The 22433-nt window shown below is 64.1% G+C and carries 21 protein-coding genes, 3 tRNA genes and 1 pseudogene; 19 read left to right on the top strand and 6 right to left on the bottom strand.

Translation table 11 applies throughout. From position 1 onward, the window contains the following. Positions 1 to 851 precede the first annotated feature (851 nt). Positions 852 to 2840, top strand: a complete 1989-nt coding sequence (dnaG, locus tag A4H34_RS09170) for a DNA primase (protein WP_064231887.1) — start codon at positions 852 to 854, stop codon at positions 2838 to 2840. A 72-nt stretch (positions 2841 to 2912) separates the two neighbouring features. Next, positions 2913 to 2986 (top strand) — tRNA-Ile (locus A4H34_RS09165). Between the two features lie 59 nt (positions 2987 to 3045). Here A4H34_RS09165 and A4H34_RS09160 read toward each other — a convergent pair. Further along, positions 3046 to 3339, bottom strand: a complete 294-nt coding sequence (locus tag A4H34_RS09160) for a YciI family protein (RefSeq protein WP_064231886.1) — start codon at positions 3337 to 3339, stop codon at positions 3046 to 3048. Between the two features lie 108 nt (positions 3340 to 3447). Here A4H34_RS09160 and A4H34_RS09155 point away from each other — a divergent pair, with 108 nt between their 5' ends. Further along, a complete protein-coding gene (locus tag A4H34_RS09155; protein WP_009199749.1) occupies positions 3448 to 3804 on the top strand; it encodes a VOC family protein in 357 nt (118 codons plus the stop codon). A 189-nt stretch (positions 3805 to 3993) separates the two neighbouring features. On the opposite strand, the gene A4H34_RS09150 is transcribed toward A4H34_RS09155, so the two are convergent. Beyond that, positions 3994 to 6072 carry a BCCT family transporter gene (locus A4H34_RS09150; protein ID WP_064231885.1) on the bottom strand — a complete coding sequence of 693 codons (2079 nt, stop codon included), beginning with the start codon at positions 6070 to 6072 and terminating at the stop codon, positions 3994 to 3996. A 324-nt stretch (positions 6073 to 6396) separates the two neighbouring features. On the opposite strand from A4H34_RS09150, the gene murJ reads away from it, so the two are divergent. Both murJ and A4H34_RS09135 read left to right on the top strand, forming a co-directional pair. After that, positions 6397 to 8397, top strand: coding sequence for a murein biosynthesis integral membrane protein MurJ (gene murJ, locus A4H34_RS09145; protein ID WP_231871018.1), 2001 nt, complete (start codon positions 6397 to 6399; stop codon positions 8395 to 8397). A gap of 198 nt (positions 8398 to 8595) precedes the next feature. Further along, positions 8596 to 10065, top strand: coding sequence for a carboxylate--amine ligase (locus A4H34_RS09135; protein ID WP_231871017.1), 1470 nt, complete (start codon positions 8596 to 8598; stop codon positions 10063 to 10065). Positions 10066 to 10137: 72 nt separating this feature from the next. Here A4H34_RS09135 and A4H34_RS09130 read toward each other — a convergent pair whose 3' ends face one another. Continuing rightward, positions 10138 to 11388: a lipid II:glycine glycyltransferase FemX gene (locus A4H34_RS09130; protein WP_231871016.1), complete on the bottom strand. Its 1251-nt coding sequence runs from the start codon at positions 11386 to 11388 to the stop codon at positions 10138 to 10140. A 278-nt stretch (positions 11389 to 11666) separates the two neighbouring features. Here A4H34_RS09130 and A4H34_RS09125 point away from each other — a divergent pair, with 278 nt between their 5' ends. The 6 genes from A4H34_RS09125 to A4H34_RS09100 all read left to right on the top strand — a co-directional run bounded on the left by A4H34_RS09125 (position 11667) and on the right by A4H34_RS09100 (position 15308). After that, positions 11667 to 11918: a hypothetical protein gene (locus A4H34_RS09125; RefSeq protein ID WP_009199742.1), complete on the top strand. Its 252-nt coding sequence runs from the start codon at positions 11667 to 11669 to the stop codon at positions 11916 to 11918. A gap of 2 nt (positions 11919 to 11920) precedes the next feature. Then, positions 11921 to 13108, top strand: a complete 1188-nt coding sequence (locus A4H34_RS09120) for a hypothetical protein (protein WP_064231882.1) — start codon at positions 11921 to 11923, stop codon at positions 13106 to 13108. Positions 13109 to 13365: 257 nt separating this feature from the next. Further along, positions 13366 to 13437: transfer RNA gene (locus A4H34_RS09115), tRNA-Asn, on the top strand. A gap of 194 nt (positions 13438 to 13631) precedes the next feature. Further along, positions 13632 to 14171, top strand: a complete 540-nt coding sequence (locus A4H34_RS09110) for a GNAT family N-acetyltransferase (RefSeq protein ID WP_009199740.1) — start codon at positions 13632 to 13634, stop codon at positions 14169 to 14171. 9 nt (positions 14172 to 14180) lie between these two features. After that, complete coding sequence (def, locus tag A4H34_RS09105; RefSeq protein ID WP_064231881.1) at positions 14181 to 14666, top strand: peptide deformylase; 486 nt, start codon at positions 14181 to 14183, stop codon at positions 14664 to 14666. A 135-nt stretch (positions 14667 to 14801) separates the two neighbouring features. After that, positions 14802 to 15308, top strand: a complete 507-nt coding sequence (locus tag A4H34_RS09100) for a DUF3145 domain-containing protein (protein WP_040323457.1) — start codon at positions 14802 to 14804, stop codon at positions 15306 to 15308. A 100-nt stretch (positions 15309 to 15408) separates the two neighbouring features. Here the strand turns inward: A4H34_RS09100 and A4H34_RS09095 are convergent, their stop codons facing one another. Then, a complete protein-coding gene (locus A4H34_RS09095; RefSeq protein WP_064231880.1) occupies positions 15409 to 15633 on the bottom strand; it encodes a hypothetical protein in 225 nt (74 codons plus the stop codon). Between the two features lie 68 nt (positions 15634 to 15701). Between A4H34_RS09095 and A4H34_RS09090 the strand changes: the two genes are divergently transcribed. Further along, a complete protein-coding gene (locus A4H34_RS09090) occupies positions 15702 to 16319 on the top strand; it encodes an L-threonylcarbamoyladenylate synthase (RefSeq protein ID WP_009199736.1) in 618 nt (205 codons plus the stop codon). Beyond that, complete coding sequence (locus tag A4H34_RS09085; RefSeq protein ID WP_082903185.1) at positions 16316 to 16972, top strand: HAD family hydrolase; 657 nt, start codon at positions 16316 to 16318, stop codon at positions 16970 to 16972. The genes A4H34_RS09090 and A4H34_RS09085 overlap by 4 nt, the downstream gene beginning before the upstream one ends. A 91-nt stretch (positions 16973 to 17063) precedes the next feature. Here the strand turns inward: A4H34_RS09085 and A4H34_RS09080 are convergent, their stop codons facing one another. Continuing rightward, entirely contained in the window at positions 17064 to 17396 is a 333-nt protein-coding gene (locus A4H34_RS09080; protein WP_009199734.1) for a YbjQ family protein, read from the bottom strand. A gap of 11 nt (positions 17397 to 17407) precedes the next feature. Then, a complete protein-coding gene (aceE, locus tag A4H34_RS09075; RefSeq protein ID WP_064231879.1) occupies positions 17408 to 20155 on the bottom strand; it encodes a pyruvate dehydrogenase (acetyl-transferring), homodimeric type in 2748 nt (915 codons plus the stop codon). A 197-nt stretch (positions 20156 to 20352) separates the two neighbouring features. On the opposite strand from aceE, the gene A4H34_RS09070 reads away from it, so the two are divergent. The 6 genes and pseudogenes from A4H34_RS09070 (at position 20353) to A4H34_RS11085 (ending at position 22405) form a co-directional block, all read left to right on the top strand. After that, the gene (locus A4H34_RS09070; RefSeq protein ID WP_040323453.1) at positions 20353 to 20751 is read left to right on the top strand and encodes a DUF3052 domain-containing protein; all 399 of its coding nucleotides are present in this window, start codon (positions 20353 to 20355) and stop codon (positions 20749 to 20751) included. A gap of 41 nt (positions 20752 to 20792) precedes the next feature. Continuing rightward, positions 20793 to 20865, top strand: a tRNA-Val gene (locus A4H34_RS09065). A gap of 14 nt (positions 20866 to 20879) precedes the next feature. Further along, positions 20880 to 21323, top strand: a complete 444-nt coding sequence (locus A4H34_RS09060; protein WP_138587058.1) for a hypothetical protein — start codon at positions 20880 to 20882, stop codon at positions 21321 to 21323. Positions 21324 to 21391: 68 nt separating this feature from the next. Then, positions 21392 to 21661 (top strand): annotated as a pseudogene (locus A4H34_RS11595) (siderophore-interacting protein); the annotation flags it as partial. Between the two features lie 107 nt (positions 21662 to 21768). Then, positions 21769 to 22068 carry an SIP domain-containing protein gene (locus A4H34_RS11440; protein ID WP_231871015.1) on the top strand — a complete coding sequence of 100 codons (300 nt, stop codon included), beginning with the start codon at positions 21769 to 21771 and terminating at the stop codon, positions 22066 to 22068. Positions 22069 to 22219: 151 nt separating this feature from the next. Next, positions 22220 to 22405 (top strand): hypothetical protein, encoded by a 186-nt coding sequence (locus A4H34_RS11085; RefSeq protein ID WP_009199730.1) that lies wholly within the window; start codon positions 22220 to 22222, stop codon positions 22403 to 22405. The last annotated feature ends 28 nt before the right edge of the window (positions 22406 to 22433 follow it).

The following is a 22433-nucleotide window of genomic DNA, read 5'->3' as shown; positions in this document are numbered from 1 at the left end:
TTCAAGGACGTCGTCTCTGTTCAAAAACACCGTATTCAGGCATATAGGCACACACGGCGGACGGACTGCAAATCCCTGCGGCTGACCGGCGGAACGACAGGGTATGCACGCCCTGTTTGCCACGACGCCAAGGGTTACAGTGCCGTCAAGGACTAACGGTAGCAGCCCCGGCCTCCTGACGCACCCCCTTTTTCCATAGTAAACTTCTGACCATTTGTGTCACAATGATTCGTCATTCGCGTTACTGTGCGGGAAACCCGGCCTTGGTCATCCGGAAATTCCCTTCGACGCAACCAGCCAAACATGGCCATTGCCGCAATGTTAAACACGCTTAAAGCAAAAGCAAAGACGTTTAGTTGAAATAGAAAGGGTGTGTCGTCGCAAGAGACGATTTTTACGCTTTCTAGATTTAGAAAAATGTATTAGATAATCTTAAAGAGTTGATTATCAAATGATTATGCTTCTTCGCATCTAATATCACTCATTGCGTGAATTATGGCAATCCACAATGCGAGCCTGAGCGTTCTGCAAGCAGCGTCTGACCAGATTCGTTCCAACTGGCTTCCGGTCTGCTAGCCCGCAGTTGAGGTCTTGCCTCGCTATACGCGGACCGCACGTCAAGTCCGTTTCATCAGCACTCAGTTCCGTTTCGTTGACACGCGGAAACGACTTTTCTCGGCCTTCGGGCACCGGCCTCCACCTTTCGACTGACTTCCGGCCAAGGCCTCCGCGAGGTCGACCAACAGGCCCTGGCGTCGCCTGCAAGTCTCCGCGGCGTCGCCCGAGACTGTCTGTTTGGATGCGTTGTCTGAATGCTCAGATCGATTGGAGCGCCCGGATAGAATGGTGGCATGGCGGGGTTGATCAGGCGAGAGGACATCGACGAAGTTCGTTCGCGCACGCGGATTGAGGACGTCGTCTCCCAGTACGTCCAGCTGCGCCCCGACGGCGTCGACTCTCAAAAGGGCCTGTGCCCCTTCCACGATGAGAAAACGCCCTCCTTCCACATCCGGCCGCACATCGGCAGGTGGCATTGTTTCGGATGCGGCGAAGGCGGCGACGTCATTTCCTTCGTCGAACGAATCGAGCACGTGCCGTTCGTCGAAGCTGTGGAAATCCTCGCCCGAAAGGCCGGCGTGGAGCTTCGCTACGAGAACGACGGGCGGCGCGAACGCGGCGACTCCGGGGCCACGCGCCAGCGCCTCATCGACGCCCACCGGGTTGCGGTGGACTTCTACATGGCCCAGCTGGCCTCCCCCCAGGGCGAGGCGGGGCGGCGGATGCTCGACCAGCGCGGCTTCGACGCCGCAGCGATCGAGCGCTTCAAGGTCGGATACTCGCCGAACTCGTGGGACGGCCTGCTCAAAGAGCTGCGGCGCCGCGGATTCACCGAGCGTGAAATAGCCGCCTCGGGACTGGCGAGCCAGGGAAACCGCGGCCAGTATGACCGCTTTCGCGGGCGCCTCATGTGGCCGATCATGTCGATCACCGGCGACCCGATCGGCTTCGGCGCGCGCAAGCTCTCCGACGAAGACAACGGCCCGAAGTATCTCAATACGCCGGAGACCGCAATCTACAAGAAATCCCAAGTGCTCTACGGGCTCGACATGGCCAAGCGCGCCATCTCGCAGCAGCGGAGAATCGTCGTCGTCGAGGGGTACACGGACGTCATGGCGGCCCAGCTCGCGGGCGTCGAGACGGCCGTCGCCACGTGCGGCACCGCCTTCGGCTCCGAACACGTCAAGGTCGTCCGCAGGCTCATCGGCGACGGGGCCGATCCGGCTGCGGGGGTGATCCTGGGTTCCGGGGCGGCCTACGGCGGCGAGATCATCTTCACCTTCGACGGCGACGCCGCCGGCCAAAAGGCCGCGCTCAGAGCCTTCCAGGAAGATCAGGCCTTCGCCGCGCAGACCTTCGTCTGCGTCGCACCCGAGGGAATGGATCCGTGCGAGGTGCGCATGAACTACGGCGACGAGGCGGTGCGCGAGATGGTGGCGGCCCGCCGCCCCCTGTTCGAGTTTGCTATTCGCTCGGTGCTGACGGGCCTGCCGTTGAACAGCGCCGAAGGGAGGACCGCCGGGCTCCGCGCCGCCGCGCCAATGGTCGCTTCGATCCGCGACAGGGTGCTTCGCGGCGAGTACACGAGGCAGCTGGCGGGTTGGCTCGGCATGGACGAGGGCACCGTTCGCCGCGCCGTGCTTTCCTCCGGCCGGAGGCCCGCTTCCGGCCGGCGGATGGAGGGCGGACAGAGACGGCCGAACGGCGGCGCTCAGGACGGGCAAGAGCGCCCCGCCCCCGTTCTCGCGCCAAGGGCGACGGTGCGGGACCCCGTAGAGAGGGTCGAGAGGGAGGCTCTTGGGATATACCTTCAACTGCCGGGCCTCGCGGGCCCGGCGCAGATGGACGAATTGCCCTCCCAGACCTTCACCGTGCCCGTTCATCGCCGCGTGCACGAGGCGATCCGGGCCACCGGGGGAGCCGCCTCCTACGACAAGCGCGTCGCCGAGCTCTCGGCGAAAGGCGTCCCTTTGGAAAAGGCGGAGGAGGCCGCCGCCGGGTGGTACGTCGAGAGGGTCATCGAGAACGCCGACGACGTCGTCGGGCGAGCCGTTGCCCAGCTCGCCGTCGAAACGCTTCCCGAGAGCCGGCCAGACCGAGTCGAGCGGTACGTGTGGGGGATAGCCGTGTCCCTTATCAGGCAGGGAATCACCCGCCAGATCGGCGATCTGCGCTCACGACTGCAGCGCACGCCGCCCGACGACCCCCAGTATTCCGCGCTGTTCTCGCGGCTCATCGAGCTGGAGGAACAGCGCCGGGCGTGCGACGCTCAAATCGAGTGATCTACGCTGCTGCGAATCGCGGTGACGTGGTCGAAGAAATCCGGCTAAGATATGAGGGCCGGTTTCCGGCGCGCCCCTGTAGCTCAGTTGGTTAGAGCAGTGGACTCATAATCCATCGGTCGCGGGTTCAAGTCCTGCCGGGGGCACACCAGAGAGGCGAAGCCGCAAAGTCGCCTGGAGTTTTCGGCCCTGAAGCGAAGCGGCGTCAGTCGCCGAAAAGCTTCGCCAGAGAATCGTCGGCCACGCGCGAAGGGTGGAATTCGACGATCGCATGCTTGGCCAAGCCGCGAAGGGCAAATGGGTCTTTCGCCACCGCCGCCTCGATTTCTTCACGAGGACGGTTTGCCGCGAGAATCACTCCGCCCGTGCGCGGCTCGCGACGCCCTGACGCAAGGAAACGGCCTGCGGCATAGTTTTCATTGAGCCAGATTCCATGTGCGTCGAGGGCTGAGTCGATGTCTTCCAATTCGGACGTATAGTCGATGAGGATCACGTACATGCCGAGATCTTAAAGCATTTTCGTCTTTGCACGCGACGGCCCTTTCAAGACCCTGCTTGGGGAGAGCAGACCATCGCGAGAGGAATGCACGGCCTCTAGGATGGCAGCATGAAGATGAACAACATAGTTGCTTGTGTGCCCGTGTCCAATATTGAGGAAGCAGTCGCCTGGTATCAGGCAGCCTTCGAGCTCGGCGCTCCGCATTCGATGCCCATGGAAGGGATCGTCGAGTTCAACCTCGGCCGCTTTTGGCTCCAGCTTTTCGAATCGCCCGAGACGGCCGGCGCCGAGGGCATCACGCTTGTTCTGGGAGTCGACGACGCCCGGGCGGAGCAGCAACGCCTCGCAGACCTCGGATTCTCGGTAACCGAGATCGAGACGATCGACGAAGTCGTCGACGTCTTCAATCTCATCGATCCAGACGGCAACGCCTACTCGATCGTGCTCGAGGCCGCGGCGGACTGAGAGCCGCGGGGCGGGCTGAGAGATCCCAGCCCGCCCCGAACCTTCCGACGGGAGACTGCATTCACGCGGCCTTGCGGCCGGGGCGCCCGCCTGCACGAGTCTGCGGATCGCCGACCCGGTCGCTTTGACGCGTCGCCGATCAGCGGGCCGTCGGCTCAGTCAGCCGAGGCCTCGGATCCGCCGTCGTCTTCACGCCGACCCGTCTTCGTTTGACGCGTCGTTTTCGCCTTCGCCGCTCGCGTCTTGGGCGCTTCCGCTTTCGCCTCGTTCCTCGGATCCGCCGTCGCCGTTCGCCTGTTCCTCGGCCCGGCCGCCGCCGGAACTTTGCTCCGGAGCCTCGTCGGCTCCCGCCGACGGATCCTCGTAGGTGGGGGCGTCGGGGTCGGTGGCGTTGATGGCGTCGTACGACGTCGGCAGGTCCTCCTCGACGGCGATGGGAATCTCCTCGGTCCCCGTCTGCGCGGCCAGCACCTCGCTGACCTTGGACTCGTATTCGCGTTTGCGCGCCTGCCGCGAGAGTCGGGTGAAGAACTTGTGCAGGTCGACCGTCGTCTCGATGGGCCGAGGCTTCGCCTTCCGGCTGTGGGTCGTCAGCTCGTCGAAGATCTCCGCCCGGAGGGTCCCCGAAACGTCGGTGACGATCGCCCGAGCGAACTCTTCGCCCCGAAGTCTGCGGCGTATCGCGTGCTCCGCCGCGAGCTGTTTCCAAAGGGCCCAACACATGAGCACCATGACCACGGAGAACGGCAAGGCGGTGAGGATTGACAGCGTTTGCAGCGCCTTCATCCCCTCCTGGGAATCGCCGAATCCCAGCATGACGGCGGCGATGGCGCCGGACAGCGCCGCGAAGGTCAGGCGCGTGGCCAGAGGCGGGTTGGGGTTGCCGCCGGTCGATAGCATCGACATGACGTAGGATCCGGAATCGGAGGAGCTGACAAAGAAGATGATCACCACGATCATCGCCAGAATCGAGAGCACTCCGCCGATGGGCATTCCTTCGAAGACTCGGAAAAGGGCGATGTCGACGTTGACCGTCCCGTCGGGGCCGATGAGGTTCTTAGCGCCGAACATCTGCTGATAAAGGCCGTTTCCGCCGAGAATCGCAAACCACACGAACGTGACGAGCGTGGGGACGAGCATGACGCCGAGGACGAATTCGCGGACCGTCCGCCCTTTGGAAATGCGGGCGATGAAAACCCCGACGAAGGGGGACCAGCTGATCCACCAACCCCAGTAGTAAACGGTCCACTGGGAGAGCCATTCGGCGCCCTTGGCGCCGGCATAGGGGTGGGTTTCGAAGGACATCGAGATGAAATTCTGGAAGTAGCTGCCCGAGTCCGTGACGAATCCGTTGAAGAGGAAGACCGTGGGGCCGAGGATCGCGACGAGGACGACGAGCAAAGCGGCCAGAACAAGATTGAGGTTCGAAATGAACTTGATGCCCGCGTCCAGCCCGCTGGCGACCGACAGGGCCGCCATGCCCGAGATGACGACCACCAAAAGAATGAGCATTCCGTTGTCGATGTGCCATCCGGCGAGGAAATCGAAGCCGGCCGCGACCTGCTTGACTCCGAAGCCCAGCGACGTGGCGATTCCCACGAGCGTTCCGATGATCGCTATGACGTCGATGACGTCGCCGAGCTTTCCGTTGACGCGGTCGCCGAAGATCGGACGCAGCGTCGAACGGACGGAGACCGGCAGGCCCCGGCGGTGGACGGCGTAGGCGATGGCCAGGCCGACGATCACGTAAATCCCCCATGCGTGCAAACCCCAGTGGAGGAAGGACTTGGTCATGGCTTCCGACGCCCGGTCCGTCGCATTCGCGGCGTTTGAGCTCGGAGCTGGCTTGCCGAGATGGGAGAGCGGCTCGGCCGCGCCCCAGAACACGAGGCCGATGCCCATGCCGGCGGCGAAAAGCATCGAGAACCAGGATGTTCGAGAGTACTCGGGCTCGGCGTCGTCCGGCCCGAGGACGGTGTCGCCCTTCCTGGAAAAGGCAAGGGCGAAGCCGACGACGACGAACAGGGCGACCGCCAAAATGTAGTACCAGCCCACGTTCGTCACGACGACTTTCGAAATGCGGGCAATGACGTCGTTGACGCTCTTCGGCCAGAGGGCGGCGAGCACAACGAAGGCGAGGGTAATGCCGACCGACGGCCAGAAAACCTGGTAGCGGAGAGCCAGAGAAACGCGGCTCCGGGAAGAGGACGCTTCGAGTTCGGCTTCGTCCTCGGGCCGTGGGGACTCTTCGGCGTCAGGGGACTTCATTCCGATAGATGCGTCGACTGCTTCGTCGTCCGTTGCGACGCCGCCGGCACTCTCTTCACTTGCGCGATGTGGGGGTACGTTATGCGTGGACACAAGGAAACCTTCCTTTCGACCCGGATTTCCTTACCTTCCCATACTCGGTGGACAGCCCGCAATTTCAAGTTTTCATTTCGGTGGAAAAGCCAACGCAATGCAACTCCGATCGCCAGTCAAAAATGCCTTCTATTACGTTACGGACAATTTGATTGCCTAAAGGAGCGGGAGAAAGCTCACGGACGGCCCGCGCTGGCTCCCCTTCGGCCGCTCGCAGGATACCATCGAACTATGCCGCATCGACCTCCAGCGCCTACCGGACGTCACTTCAAAGACGGGCCGGAAAAAGCAGGCGTTCCCGTACGTCCGCAGGTCAGTCAGCCTGAGGAGCTCGATCCGGCCGAGGCCCGGCGTCGAGCGGCCGAACGGGCGGCGAGGGCAGCGGCGGCCTATGCCGCCCACACAGCCAACAGGGCCGCTTTTTTGGGAGAGGCGGAGGACACGGCCGTCATCCCGGTCACTCGGGAAGACGGAAAGCCGGGCGGCGAGGACGTCCGCGAGCGCGGGGCCGAACCTGAAGCGCCGGCGCCCTCTGGCGGGCGCAAGGGCCCGGGCGAGGCCAAGAAACAGGCGGGTTCGCCCAAGAGCGTCGCACGCTCGTCCTTCGTCATGTTTCTGGGGAGCTTGGTTTCGCGTTTCCTTGGGCTCGTCCGTTCGCCGATCCTCCTCGGGGCGATCGTCGGCGTCACGACGCCGGCCGCCGACGCATTCGCCGTGGCGAACAAGCTGCCGAACCTCATTTACATGATCATCGTCGGCGGCCTGGTCAACGCGGTTCTGGTGCCCTCGATCGTTCGGGCGACGAAAGAGTCCGAAGACGGCGGGGAGGCCTTCCTCAACAAGCTGCTCACGCTCTCGATCGTCTCCCTCGGCTCGGTGACCTTCCTGCTGACCTTGGGCGCGCCGTTCGTTGCGAAGGTTTTCGCATCCACGATGGAGGGCAAGTGGTTCAACCTCACCGTCGCCTTCGCCTATTGGTGTCTGCCGCAGATTTTCTTTTACGGCATGTACACGGTGCTCGGCCAGATTCTCAACGCTCGGGAGAACTTCGGCCCCTACATGTGGGCGCCCGTGCTCAACAACGTCGTGTCCATTGTGGGATTCCTCGGCGTTCTCAGCGTTTTCGGCGGGGCTGAGCGCGGAGGCGTCGAGGAATGGGATTCGACGCGCGTCATGCTGCTCGGCGGGGTCTCCACCGCGGGCATCGCGGTGCAGGCCCTGGTCCTCGTTTGGCCGATGTACAGGTTGGGCATCCGCTATCGCCCCGACTTCGCCTGGCGGGGCTCGGGCTTGGGGGAGGCCGGGAAGGCGTCGTGGTGGATGCTCCTCATGATGGTCTCCGGCATGGTCCCCACGATGCTTCTGTCGAATGTGGCAGCGGGCGCCCGCAGCCGCGCTGAGAGAATGGGGCTCGGCGGCGACGTCGCGGGCAACGCGGCCTATGACAGCGCGTACGCGCTCTATTCCATGCCGACGTCGCTCATCGTCGTCTCGATCGCGACGGCGATGTTCACAAGGCTCACGAAGGCCGCCGTCGACGGCGACATGGCGAGGATGCGCCGGGACGCCTCGAAGACGCTGCGGATGGTCTCCACGCTCATGCTTCTGGCCTCGGCGGGCATGGTGGCCCTGGCGGTCCCCATCACGAGGATCCTCACGTTCACCGTTCCGCCGGACCAGGCCGTGGAGCTGGCGAAGGTCCTCATCGCCATGTGCATCGGGCTGGTCGGAGTGGGCGCGGTGAGCGTGCTCGATCGCGTCTACTACGCCTTCGAGGACACGCGCGGGGCATTCTGGATCAACCTGCCTTTCCTCCTGTTCGGCCTGGTGGGCTACTATCTGTGCAGCTTCATCGATCCGCGCTGGACGGTGGTCGGCATCGGCCTCGTCATGTCGGCGGCCAACATCCTCTCCGTCTTCGCCATGATCTACAAGCTTTCCCAGCGCATGGGAGGCCTTGACGAGGACAGACTGCTTCGCGTCCACGTCAAGCTCCTGTGGATCGCCTCGGCCACGGCCCTGCTGGGCTGGCTCATACACGCCGTCTTCTTCGGCCCCATTTTCGCGCCCGTCGGGTTCATTGGCGCGATCCTCCGCTGCGCCGTGATCGGGCCTGTGCTCGTCGCCTTCTACCTTGGCCTCATGAAGGCTCTGAAGATGGAGGAGCTGAGCGTGCTCATGGGCCCGCTCACCTCGATCGCGCGAAAGTTCGGGATCGGGAAGCGCAGGTGAGCGAAAGGGAGCGCAACGGTCTCGGGGGCGCGGCGATCTCGAGCCAGCTGCCGCCGGGCGGGACGGCCGCGCGCAAAGCGACGACGAACCACGCGACGGCGAGGTTGGCGATTGCGGCCAAAACAGGCGAGGCCCAAACAGGCAGGCCTGAACAACAGAACAGGCCAAAACTCCGATGAAGGAAAGGCGTGCAAGCGAATGGGGAATGCCGTGCACAACAGCCGGAACGGCCGGGAAAACGACGGCCCGCAAAGAGGCGCCGAGCGCGAGAGGCCGCGGACCGAAGGCGGGTCGCAGGCGCACCGGGGACGCCGGGGTCGCCTCGACGATCCCGCGCGTGAGAAGCCGATTCTCCCGGTCGTCTTCGGATACGACATAGCCGCCTACAGCTTCGCCCGCATCTTCCACGAGGCGGCCGGGGTGCGCTCGCTCGTCGTCGCCGACGCCATGCGCGGTCCGATCGACCATTCTTCGATCTTCGATGTGCGGCTCGTGGGCAAGGGCTCGCTGGACGACGAGGCGGCTTTCCTCGGCATCCTCGACGGCCTGGCGCGCGAGTTTCCCGACCGCCGCCTGATCCTCCTCGTCAACACGGACGAGGCCGTCGGCTTCGTCGCCCGACATCGAGACTCTCTGAGCCGCGACTGGTTTCTTCCGTACGGAGACCGGAAGGCGGTCGCGACTGCGAATTCCAAAGCTGAGATGGCCGCGATCATCGCCGGGCTCGGCTTGAGCGCTCCGGCGCGCACGCGAATCGATCTGCGGGAGCCCGCTTCCTGGGAAGGCGCACTGGGGGGCGTGACGTTCCCCGTCGTCGTCAAGCCCGAGGAGGCGAGCGACCTCAGCCGCTACTGGAACCAGGGGCTGCGCAAAGTTTTGCCGCTCGAGACTCGCGAGGCCGCGCTGGCGACCTTTGCGAGATGGCGCGAGGGAGGGGTGGACACGCGCCTCATCGTCCAGGAGCTCGTCCCAGGCGACGACACGACCCAGTGGGTCGTCAACGGATATGTGGACGCCCGGGGGACGGTCACTGCGTGCGGCTCCGGGAGGGTCATCCTCGGCCTGCACCAACCCGAATACCTTGGCAACGCCGGAATCATATTGACCGAACACAATCCCGAGCTGATCGAACAGGCGAAGTCCATCGTCACGCGGACAGGGTTGCGCGGGTTCTTTTCGATGGACGTGAAGGTCGATCCGCGCGACGGCGCAGCCCGCTGGCTCGACCTCAACCCGCGCATCGGCCGCGGCCACTACTACCTCAAGGTCGCCGGCGTCGACCTCGCCAAAGCGATGCTCGCGGACATGGAGGAAAACGGGGCCCACGGCGCCCCGGGGGCCGGACTGGGTCAAGCCGACGCCGCCGGGCGCTTCTGCCAAAGCGATGCGCCCAGCGCAGATCCCGCCCCCGAAGGGGCGGCGTGCGCGACGAATGCGCGCGAGGCGATCTTCTGCATTATTCCGGCGTCGCTGGCCAATCGAAGGTACATTCGCGACGCGGACCTTTACGCGCGCGTGCGGCGAGCGAAGAAAGCCGGCGTCGTCAACCCGTTGGCGTATTCGGCGGACCGCAGCCTCAAGCGGGCCTTCTATCGCTTGGCCAACGGCTTCAACCAGCGGCGGCGAATGCGCGCGTGGTACCCCGAGCCGACCGACTCGGGGTTCTGAGAATTCGACGCCCTTCGGGATTCGAGGCTTCGAATGGGCCGAAGCGCTTCCCCTTCGGCCGAGGGCTCTTCCTCAGTTGAGGGCGCCGGTCGCCTTGGCGAGAAGGGGATGGATCGGCAGAACATATGTGCCGACGAACTCTTCGACGTTTCCTCCGAGCCAGCGCTTGAACTTCAGCACGGGGGCGTCGGGCGCGGTCTCGTCGAAGATCCCAGACACGCCGAAGGTGTTGTAGACCGACAGGCCGTTGTCGCAAGCCCATTTGAACATTGCGCGCTCCACGGGGTAGTCCCTCCCGTAGGCGGCGAAACGCTTGTCCATGCCGCCCAGCAGGAGGATGAGCTCGTCCCCGAAGCGGAAGCTCAGCGCGGCGTTAAACGGAATGTCGTCGCCGTACTCGTCGAGGGTCTTGCGAGCCTGCTCCTCTTGGGAATCGAGCGTCGTCAAACGCTCGTGCAGCTGCTCCAGCTCCCTGTCCCTTGCCTTCGTGGCTTTGCGGCCCTCCAGCAACTCGATGCGCTTGAGCGACTCCTGCCGCTCGTCGGCGATCTGCTCGAGGTAGCGCGAGGGGGAGAGGTAGGCGACGCATAGGAGTGCCCGCTCCGGTCCGAGTTCGCGCATGAGCTCGGTGTAGAACGCCCTGCTCGAACCGGAGATGCCGTGCATTGTCGTCCGATCGGCCGTCGATTCGTGGAGCTTGTCGAAAACGTCAAACTCCTCGGGCCCCAACAGGCGCGTCTCGACGCCGTAGCGCCCCTCGTTGTGAAAGCGCCGCCGCAAGCCCTTTGCCAAGGTCGCGGTCGCCTCGTCGAACGTCTTGCCCGATATGTCCTTCGTGTAGATGTACCGGATCTGTATGTCCGGCTGCTCGTAGAACTCCTTCTTCAGGCGGGTCGCGCCCAACTTGGCGAAGGTCTCCTGCGCCTTCGCCGCCACGGGATTTTCCTCGACGACCTTGATGTCCTCGTAGAAGGCCCGAGGGAGCAGCGGGTTAAAACGCAGGGCGAGGACCCGGGGGTTCTTCCTCAGATGGCGCTTCAAGCCGGTGAAAAACGCCTCGATCGCGGCGGTGCTCTCCCAATCGAGCAGCGGACCGTAGGTCAGTTGCGCCCTCCAGAAGACTTTCTTCCATGGTTGGTAGGCGAGCACGCCCGCCCCTACGACTTTGCGTTCGGCGTCGTCGACGATGCCGACGTACTCGACCTTGTACCCTTGCCTTTCGCGAACGCGGGCGAACTCGATGCTCTGGGGGATGAAGACTCGGGGGCGAGATTCCTCGAGGAAACGCGCATATGCCTTGGGGGTCAGTAGGACGAAACGCATGGAGTCCATCCTACCGGGAGCGAGGTCCGCGGAAGAAAGCCGCGGCGCTGCGGGCGGTCCGCCGAGGCGCGGCGCCCGGAGCCCGATTTGCGAAGGAAACCTGGTCGGTCGCTGTGCGAGTTTGCAGAGAATGCTGCGTTCGTTACCGTTCGGCGAGCGGGGTAACCTAGGCCGATCGGCCGTGTTGCAGGGGTGAGCGGCGAATTCGACGTCACAAAGTGCGGGCTTTTCGGCAGCGGCATATGGGCCAGGCAAAATCGCTCCTGTAGTCTTTACGCATGGCTATGAAGCAACCGGACATGTCGTCTCTCACGCCCGAGGAGATCGCGCAGTTGCGCAAAGCGCAGAAGAGGCGCTTCATCCTGGCGCTCGTACTCGGAACGATCATGGCGATTCTCGGTTACTTCGCGGGCCAAAAACTGGCGGGAGGCGACACCAACGGAGCGGGCGCGGTGCACACCGACGCCGCGATCACGGCCGTGATGGGTGAGCGCACGCCTACCGCCGCGGACTTTGAGAGAACGGAATAATTGTGAAACGCAAAAAGTCCGGGGAAAAGCGTCGGACGCCCTCGGCGGTGGCGGCCCTGGGGGGCAAGCCGATTGAGATCGCGAGAATAGACGGAGACGCCGAAGCCTGGCTCGCCGTTTTCGCCGACAGGATCGCGGTGGCGACGGACAAAGAAACCGAAGAGCGGCACTGGTTCGAATTCGAACGTGCGACGTGGAGCGGGAACACATTGACGATGCCCTTCGTCGATTGGAACATTCCGGCTTTCGAGCTCAAGCTCGCCGACGGCGAAGAGAACATCGCACTCGTGGTCCGCGAACGCCTCGAGCGTTCGATCGTCGTTCGCCGCAGTGCCAAGTTGCCGTCGGGCGCCGAAGTTCGGGCGATGGTCAGACGCGACGACAAAGACGACCTGTTCACTCAGGTCATCATCGACGGGCGAGCGAAGGAAGAGGACGAAGAGGCGATCGCCGAGCTCGAAGAGACGCTGCGCGACATCGTCGGACTCGAGCCCGACGGCGACGAAGGGCGGGGCGCCTCCGAAGAGTCCTCGACGCAGTCCGCTTTGCCAGCAGACGACGCCGACTCGGCCGGCCCTCAGACGCCCCCAGAGGGATCCAAAGAGGCCCAGGCGGAGATGGAGGCGGTTGAGAAGTCTCAGACCTCAGCTGAAGCGGACGTCGCCTCGCCGGAGTCGCTCGCGGCGGAGCCCGCTAAATCCGTCGAGGGCGCTGAGGCCGCGGAAGCTCCTGAGGCCGCGGAAGACGCGGAATTTGCCAAGGCCGCAGCCCCTGAAACCGTTGAGGCTGCGGAGGCCGTCGACGATGCGGGAGCAGATGGGACTGTCGGTTCTGCGAGCGAGCCGGTGGTCGGCGTCTCAGCCGCTGCACAGGCTGCCGACGGCGCGGTTTCAAGCGAGGCGTCCGAGTCGGATGCGAGCTCCGCAGGCGCATCGGACGCGCCGAGTGCGTCTGCCGTTCCGGAGGGCGCCCCTGCCCTCTCGCAGGAGGCGGCGGCTCCGAAAAGCGAGCCTGAGCCGGAGGTCCTGACGCCGCCGGACGTCGATGCGTCGCCCGGCGCATCCGACGGACTTGCGAACCCGACGGCGGCCGCGAACGAGGAAGGCCCGGCGGACGCTTCCTCGAACTTGCCGAAAGACGGCCTTGAGCAGCCCTCGGCGGCCGATCCAGCGACGAATGCGCGTGGCTGAGACGAGTGCAGACGCCGCAGAGGCGACGTCGCCTGCAAGCGCCACCGAAAGCGACGCGGAGAAACCCGCGCCTGCCGCGGGAACTCGTGGATCAGAGTCGAAGGCTTCCGAAAGGGGCAGCGCCTCCTCGTCATGACGGCGTGCCGTTTCCGGCGCGCAAAGCAGCGCGGCGGAGCGCCGCAAGTCTCTGTGATGCAAGGCACCGCAACGAGATTGGCGGCGATCCGCTGCTGCTGCTAAAGTTTTCGTGTTCGCGGTCCCGCGTAGCTCAATGGCAGAGCATTCGACTGTTAATCGAACGGTTGCTGGTTCGAGTCCAGCCGCGGGAGCTTGAAGGCAGGGGTGAAGCTATCCGGTTTCGCCCCTGTTTCGCATAGTACCCAGATCCGACCGCTCGGCAGGCGCAGCCGCCGTGTGCGGACATAGGAGCCGGGAACTCGCCTAGGGACGAATGCGGTCGGCCCTTCCGCGGAAGAGTCCTCGGGCACGGCCGACCCCTGCACGATCGTTAGGAGCGCTGTCCATGATATCCGTTGTCCCATACCGCGCAGAGTACCGCGAGGCGCTGATCGAGCTCTCGCTGAGGGCGTGGGAAGCCGTCTTTCCTCTTATGCACCAGTCCGTGCCGAACTTCGTCTACGAGTGCTTCTATCCGGCGGGATGGGAGCGGCGCCAGGCCGACGACGTCGCCTTCGTGCTCGACGCGGAGCCCTCCGGCATCGACGTCGCCCTTGACGGCGAACGTCCCGTCGGATGGGTCTGCACGCGCATGCATCCCGAAGACAGCATGGGCGAGGTGTACATTCTCGCCGTCGATCCGCCGTGGCGGAGGCGGGGAATAGCGCGTCGCCTCATTGAACGGGCGGAGTCGCGCGCCCGGGGGCTGGGAATGCGGATGCTCATGGTGGAAACGGGCGGAGATCCCGGCCACGCACCGGCCCGGGCGACGTACGAAGCGGTGGGATTCGAACGGTGGCCGGTGGCCAGATATTTCAAGGACCTGGCGGGGCGCTCCGACGCCGCTCAGGCACGCCGCCCCTCCGCTCGCGCCGATGTGCCCTAGACTTGATCCATGACTTTTCGACCAATTCGCATCGTGGGCGATCCCGTCCTGCGCACGCCGTGCTCACCCATTGACGAAATCACGCCGGGGGTGAAGGCGCTGGTCGAAGACCTCATCGAGAACGTCGACATGGACGGACGCGCAGGCCTCGCAGCAAATCAGATCGGTGTCTCTTTGCGTGCGTTCTCCTGGAACATTGAAGGTGAGATCGGTTACATTCTCAACCCGGTTATCGTCGAGCTTTCCGACGACGAATTTCAAGACGGCGAGGAAGGGTGCCTGTCGGTCCCGGATCTGTGGTTCCCGACGAAGCGCTCGTTGTACGCTCGTGCCGAGGGAACCGACCTTGACGGACGGAAGAAGGTCGTCGAAGGCGAAGGTCTCATGGGACGATGCATTCAACACGAAGTCGATCACCTTGACGGGCATTTGTACATCGACAGGCTTGATCGGGAGACTCGGAAGAAGGCGATGAGGGCGATACGGGATCTCTGAGGGCCGGTGCGGGCGCCGGCCCTGCGCCGGCAAAGGGTTTCTTCCGCCTATGGCGTTTTCCCTCGTGATGTGGCACGATAGGAGGGATTCCTCCGGCAGGGTGACAAGGGGAAAGCCACCTAAAGGAGGAACGCCATGAGTGCAAAACACGCCACCCGAGGCGTCATATTCATACACTCGGTATCGCCCGCCGTTCGGCCGCACGTCGAATGGGCGGTGTCTAGTGTGCTCGGATACGACGTGCGGTTCGAATGGACCGCACAGCCAGCGTTGCCTTCGATGAGCCGCGCTGAGGCCTCTTGGGTGGGCGACGTCGGAACCGGCGCGATGCTTGCCTCCGCCCTCGGCGGGTGGGAGCATCTGCGCTTCGAGGTCACTGAGGACGGAACAGCGGTGAGCGAGGGCGGGAGATGGTCAGCCACACCCGGCCTCGGGATCTTCTACGCCCAGACGGACCTCATGGGCAACGTCGTCGTGCCGGAAAATCGAATCCGCGCTGCGATCGACCAGGCGGGAGGAGATGCTCACGAGATGCGTCGCTTGCTCAATCTCGCCCTCGGGCAGGCTTGGGACGACGAGCTCGAGCCTTTCCGCTACGCCGGTGCGGGCGCGCCGGTTCGGTGGCTCCACCGAGTCGGGTGAAGCCCGGTCCGCGGCGCGTGCGATGACTTGCCGTGACAGTCGCCTCAATCGACGAACAGGACCCCGTCGGGGTCCTGTTCGTCCGTTAGGCATTGTCCGTCTAGGTCCGATCCTTCTCCGCCAAATCGAGGAGCTCGCCCAACGTGCCGGCCCCGGCGATGCCGGCGTCGGGAAGCGTCCGCTTGGCCTCCGTCTCGATGGCCCGGGCGACGACCCACCGGGTGACGACGTCGACCGACGCCATGTCGAACGCCTCGTCGGCGCCGCCGACGCCTTCCCGTTCGAGGGCCGCCCGCGCGGCCTCGCAGGCTGCTTGACGATCCATGCTTCCCCTTCCTTGGTAGTCTTTTGTGTACCGTGCAATGTGAGTATGCCAGAAGGGAAGGTGCACGCATGGTCCGTTACGTCGAGATTCATCCCGTCGATCCTCAGCCCAGGCTCGTTGACAAAGTGGTCGAGCACATACGGTCGGGCGAGGTCATCGCCTTTCCGACCGATTCGGGCTACGCGCTCGGCTGTTCGCTCGGAAACAAAGAAGGCCTGGAGCGGATCCGCTCGATTCGCCAGGTAGGCGACAAGCACCACTTCACGCTCCTGTGCCACGACTTCGCCCAGCTGGGACAGCTGGCGATCGTCGGCAACTCGGAGTTCCGTCTCATCAAATCCCTCACGCCCGGCCCGTACACGTTCATCCTCAAGGGCACGAAGGACGTCCCGCGCATCTCGGTCAATCCGAAGAAGCACACAGTCGGCGCGAGAATCCCGGACCACCGGATCAGCCAGGCGATCCTCGAAGCCTTGGGGGAGGCCATGCTCACATCCTCGCTCATCCTTCCGGGAGAGGAGGACCCGATGGTCAACGGTTGGGAGGTCAAGGACGACCTCGGGCATCTCGTCGACGTCGTCGTCGAAGGCCCGTGCGGAGAGGGAGGCCCGACGACGGTTCTCGACTTCGTCAAGGGCAAGATCGCCCGCGTCGGAGCCGGAAGCGTCGAGGGAATCGAATTGTGAGCGGAGGCCGCACGCTCCGGCCGGCGCTTTTTGACGTGGACGGCACCCTCGTCGACTCCATGGACGCGGTGGCCGAGACGTTCGACCGAATCATGCGGGAAGAGGCGGGAATCGTCCACCCACGCGAATATTACCGGCGGTTCGTCGGGCCGCCGCTGCCCGAGTCCTTCGCCGAGCTGGGCGTCGACCCCGGCTATTTCGTCGGCGCCTATCGGCGACTCTATTCGGCGAGGGAATTGGAGCTGGGCCTCTTCGACGGAATCGAGGCCATGCTCGAGCGCCTGCACGAGGCGGGCGTGCCCATGGCGATCGCCACGTCGAAAAGGACCGAAGCCGCTGTTGCCCTCGTTGAGCGCCTGGGCATCGCGCGACGCTTCGTCGCGGTCTGCGGGGCAGACGAATCCCGCGGCCGCACGGCCAAGCATTGGATCGTCGGGGACGCATTGGAGGCCCTCGAGGCGGCCGGCGTCGACGCGTCGAACGCCGTCATGGTGGGGGACAGGAAGTACGACGTCGACGGCGCGGCCGCGCACGGCCTGCCGACCGTGCTCGTCCGCTGGGGCGCCGCTCCCGAGGAGGAATACGCGTTGGCCTGGCGAACGGCGGAGACCCCCGGCCAACTGGCTGACTTGCTGATCTGCGGAGTCTCCTAGCCCGCCGCCTTGGCTGCGGTTCCCGTCGAGAGGCGCCTGCGGCGGAGCCTCTAGGCTCCGAAGCCTTGAGCCTTCCTTCGGGGGCCGCCTTCTATGCCTGGCCTCCGTAAGAGAGCGTCACGGCCGTGCCCGTCACCGAGACCATGAGCATGTCGCCCTGCCCGAGGACCTCGTAGTCGAGGTCTACGCCCACGACGGCGTCGGCCCCAAGCTTCTCAGCGCGCTCGACGAGCTCCTTCTGGGCGCTCTCGCGGGCCGTCTGAAGCTCGTTCTCGTATCCCTGCGAACGGCCGCCGAAGAGGTTGCGCAGGCCCGCGCCGATGTCCTTGAACAGGTTGACGCCCGCGATGACCTCTCCGGTGACCAGACCGATGTATCTGTCGATCTTGAAGCCCTCGATGCTGTTGGTCGTGGTGACGATCATGGTGTTTCCTTTCAGGCCAGATCGTCGGGAACCGGATCCGCCGCGTTGGGGTTGAACAGGTCGTATTTGTCGATGGCCTGCTTGACGATCGACCGGTCGATCTTGCCTTGGTCGGCGAGGCCCTGAAGGGCGCGCACCGCCATGGAGGCGGCGTCGATTTTGAGGAACCGGCGGGCAGCGGGCCTGGTGTCCGAGAAACCGAAGCCGTCGGCGCCGAGCGTGTAGTAATCGCCCGGCACCCACCTTGCGATCGCGTCCTGAACCTGGTGTTCGAAGTCCGACGTCGCCACGAACGGGCCCTCGGCGCCCTGCAGCTTGGCGGTCACGTAGGGCACGCGGCGCTCGTCCTCCGGGTGAAGGAAATTGTGCTCGTCCGCCTGAAGGGCATCCTTGCGCAGCTCGTACCACGAGGTGACGGACCACACGGCGGCCTGCACGCCCCAGTCCCCGGCGAGCATGCGCTTGGCCTCGCGGGCCCACGGAACTCCCACGCCCGAGGCGAGGAGCTGGACGCGCGGCCCATCCCCCTCGGCCGGCTCAAGGAGGTGGATGCCTTTGACAATGCCCTCGACGTCGACGCCGTCAGGCTGGGCCGGCTGATGAATCGGCTCGTTGTACACAGTCAGGTAGTACATGACGTTCTGGTCGCGCCCGTCCGATCCGTCGCCGTACATGCGCACAAAACCGTCCTTCATGATATGTGCGATCTCATAGGCGTAGGCCGGATCGTACTGGACGATGGCCGGATTGGTCGATGCGAGGACGGGAGAGTGCCCGTCCATGTGCTGCAGGCCCTCGCCGGCCAACGTCGTGCGGCCGGCGGTCGCCCCGACGATGAATCCTCGCGCCATCTGATCGCCCGCTGCCCAGAACTGGTCGCCCGTGCGCTGGAAGCCGAACATCGAGTAGAAGATGTAGAACGGGACCATCGGGACGTTGTGAGTCGCGTAAGAGGTGCCCACAGCCTGGAAGGCGGCCACCGAGCCGGACTCGGAGATGCCCGTGTGCATGAGCTGGCCGCTCTCGGACTCCTTGTAGGAAAGGAGCAGGTCGTGGTCCACGGAGGTGTACTGCTGGCCCAGCGTGTTGAAGATCTTGGCGGTCGGGAACATCGCGTCAAGGCCGAAGGTGCGCGCTTCGTCGGGAATGATCGGCACCAGCCTGAAGCCGAAGGCCTTGTCCTTGGCGATGTCTTTGATGAGGCGTACGAGCGCCATGGTGGTGGCGACCTTCTGCTTGCCGGAGCCGGTGGTGATGGCGTCGTAGTGTTTCTGGGCGGGAAGCTCGACCCCTCCGGAGAACACCCGGCGTTCGGGAAGGTATCCGCCCAGCTGCTTGCGGTGCTCGATCATGTATTCCATCGCCGGCTCGCTCGGATCGGGTTTGAAATACGGCGCGTTGTAGGGATCCTCGAGCTGCGCGTCGGAGATGTCCAGGTGCAGGGTGTCGCGCAGCAGGCGGAGGTCGGCCGAGTTGAGCTTCTTCATCTGGTGCGTCGAGTTGCGCCCGGCGAAGTTCGTCCCGAGGGCGTAGCCCTTGACCGTGTGGGCCAAAATGACGGTCGGCTGGCCCTTGTAGGCCGTCGCGGCGCGGTAGGCGGCATAGACCTTGTGATAGTCGTGTCCGCCGCGTTTGAGCGACCAAATCTGATCGTCGGTCCAGTCCGCGACCATCGCCTTGGTCCGCGGATCGCGGCCGAAGAACGAATCGCGCACGAAAGAGCCGTCGTTGGCCCTGAACCCCTGGTAGTCGCCGTCGCGCACCTCGTTCATGAGATTGACGAGTGCGCCTTCCTTGTCGGCCTGGAACAGCACGTCCCATTCGCGCCCCCAGATGACCTTGATGACGTTCCAGCCTGCGCCCTTGAAGAAGGCCTCGAGCTCCTGGATGATCTTTCCGTTTCCGCGCACGGGCCCGTCGAGGCGCTGGAGGTTGCAGTCGACGACGAAGGTCAGATTGTCAAGCTGCTGGGTCGCCGCGAGCTGGAGGAGGCCGCGCGACTCCGGCTCGTCCATTTCGCCGTCGCCCAAGAAGCACCACACGCGTTGGTCGCTTGTGTCCTTGATCTTCCGGTTGTTCACATACCTGTTGAACCACGCCTGGTAGATCGCCGCGGCTGGGCCGATGCCGAGGGAGACGGTGGGGAACTCCCAAAAGTCGCGCATTTGGCGCGGGTGCGGATAAGACGGAAGGCCGCGGCCGCCCGACTTTCTTGAAACTTGCTGGCGGAAGGAGTCCAGGTCCGCCTCGGTCAGGCGGCCTTCGAGGAAGGCGCGCGCGTAGTTGCCGGGAGAAGAATGCCCCTGGAAGAAGACCTGGTCGCCGCCCCCGGGATGGTCCTTGCCCCGGAAGAAATGGTTGAAGCCGACCTCGTAGAGGGTGGCCAACGCGGCGAAAGAGGAGATGTGGCCGCCCACGGCCAGTCCGGGGCGCTGCTGGCGCGTGACCATGACCGCGGCATTCCATCGGACCCAGCGGCGGAACTGGCGTTCAAGGGTCTCGTCGCCGGGGTAAAGGGGCTCCTCCTCGACGGGAATCGTGTTGACATAGGGGGTCGTGAGGTTCGGAGGGGTCTCGACGCCCTTGCGCCGGGCGTGCTCCTCCATGGACATGAGGATGTAGCGGGCGCGTTTGGGCCCGCCCGTCTGGATGAGGTCGTCGATCGACTCGAGCCATTCGCTGGTTTCCTCGGCGTCGATGTCGGGTACGTAGTTCGGCTGGCCGTTGATCAACGGTGATGCACCGGGCTGCACGCTCACTTGTTCTTCCTTACGTTTTGGTTTGTGGATCGCGTTGGCAGTGGATCGCACCGACGAGTCGAAGGTGCGGACGAAGGTCCCACAATGTTGCTTCCAGTGTAGCGGCGTTGGGTGTGTTTCGCAGATTCGAAAGTAAACGTTTGTCGTGAAAGCCTTCACCATTTGCCAAATCGGCTGGAATGGGGTGGGCTATTCACATGAGTTCTTTGGGATTCAACGAAGGCAGCATTGTTCAAGAATTCGGATACGACGACGACGTCGCCGAAGAGGTGCGCTCCGCGATCGAGCAGTCCACCGGCGAAGAGCTCGTCGATGAGGACTACGGCGACATCGCCGACGGCGCAATTGCTTGGTGGCGCGACGACGACGGCAACGTCGACGACCTGGCGGACCTTTTCCTCGACATGAAGGCAAACCTGGAATCTGACTCGGCTGTGTGCTGGCTCTTGGTGCCGGGCCCGCGCGAACCCGGGTATGTTTCCGCTGCGGTCGTCGAAGAGGCGGCTGAGACGGCCGGTCTCATGGCCACCACGAATGTTGCAGCCAGCAAGGACTGGATCGGAATCCGCCTGACGGCGACCGGTGCCAGGCGCTAAAGTAATCACTTGTGGCGTTGGCCCTTGCCGTCCAACGCCGAGGGCCTGTAGCTCAGTTGGTAGAGCACTGCGTTTACACCGCAGGCGTCGTCGGTTCGAGTCCGGCCGGGCCCACTATGGTCATCAACGTGCAATCATTGCGCTTCGCCGGCAACATTCCGCCGCTTGCACTCTCTCGCGGAACGTTGGCCCTGGGCTCCGTCTGCCGGTCCTGCGGCGAAAGCGTCGTCTCCTTTTCTTTCTCTCCGGACTCGCCTTGCGGAAGCGAGCCGCTCGTGCGTGTCGAGCTTCGCGAGAGCATGCCGGAGTACGTCGAAGGCCTTGGTTCGCTGACCGTCGTCGGCGTAGGCGCCTCCCGAGCGGATTCCTCTCGCACCGGCTCGAAGGCCGACGGGGGAGGGGCCTGCTCGGAGGACGACGTCGCGGTCGACGTCGACATCGTTTTCGACCCCGACGTCGAAGTGCTTGACCTCGGCGACGACGCACTTGACCCGAGCGAGAACGAACTCGACCCGAGCGAGAACGAGCTCGAACCCGGCGGCGACTCGGAGGGGCATTCGCGCGGGAAGTGACCGCCTTTGCCGGGCGGCATCCGCATTCGGCGACGGCCGGGCGCGCTGTGGCGGCGAGCCGTTTCGCAATGCACGGGGCGACGCATACAAGGGCGGCTCGCGCTGCTGGAGATGCCTTCTCTCGCGCATCGCAGATAAGGCGCGCTCCACATCTTGGCGCGAAGGGGCTCAACATCCGTGCCAAGTTGGACGCGATCGACAAGGCTGATCGGCCCGAGTTGCGTTGGTGCACGGTTCGCGGTCACGACGCGGAGCGGGGGATGCTGACTTTTGACGTTGTCACGCACGGTGAGAGCGGGCCGGGATCGGCCTGGGCTTTGCATGCGCAAACGGGCGACGAGGTTGGAATTCGGGCGATGACGTCGACGTGGCGGCGGAAGGCAGGCATCCAGCTGCTTGTGGCCGATTCGACGTCCGCCCCGGCTATGCGAGGGCTTCTCGAAGCGTGCACAGACGCGGAGTTGGCGGCCACCCACGTGCGGATAGCGGCGCCGAGCCCGACCTGCTGGAGCCTGGGCACGATTCGTTCCGATCGGAACTGGCCTCCTACAAAGAGCACTTCGTTCCCGAAGGCGCAGAAGCGGCGGCCGCAGCCGCCGCATTGAGGCGAGGCGGGAAGCTTGCGCTCGCCTGCGCCTGGCTGTGTGGAGAGGCATCGCTCGCCAAAGAGACACGCAAAGTCGTCAAAGAATGGGGAGTTCCTCGAACGGACGTCTTGTTCTCGGGCTACTACCGGAGGCGATAGTCGTCGCGATCGACATCGAAAGCGGTTCAGCTTGGCGGCCTCGTTTTGCCCTGCGCGATAACGCCGTGCAGGATGAGGTTCCGTGGGATCGATTTGCATTCTTCAGGGAGAAAATGCTGCTTAATGATAGAAGAAATGGAAAATGCGGACGATGGGTAAGATAGAACGGTATATAGGTTCTAAACAACAAATGGATAAGTTTCAATCAACAAAAGCAGGGAATACAGGAATGGGAAAAGAATACGAGCTACGAACGGTGGAAGGAAGAGTCATGAACACAAGGAGCGCAAAAGCGGTGAGTCAAAACGCAAATGGAAAGCCGCGAATAGAAGGGTAATGGAGAGCTGCGAATAGGGCAATGGAGG

Source organism: Peptidiphaga gingivicola, assembly GCF_001652275.1.
Lineage (GTDB): Bacteria > Actinomycetota > Actinomycetes > Actinomycetales > Actinomycetaceae > Peptidiphaga > Peptidiphaga gingivicola.
The sequence above is the reverse complement of the archived record's forward strand: the minus strand, read 5'-3'. Positions and strand labels throughout refer to the sequence as shown.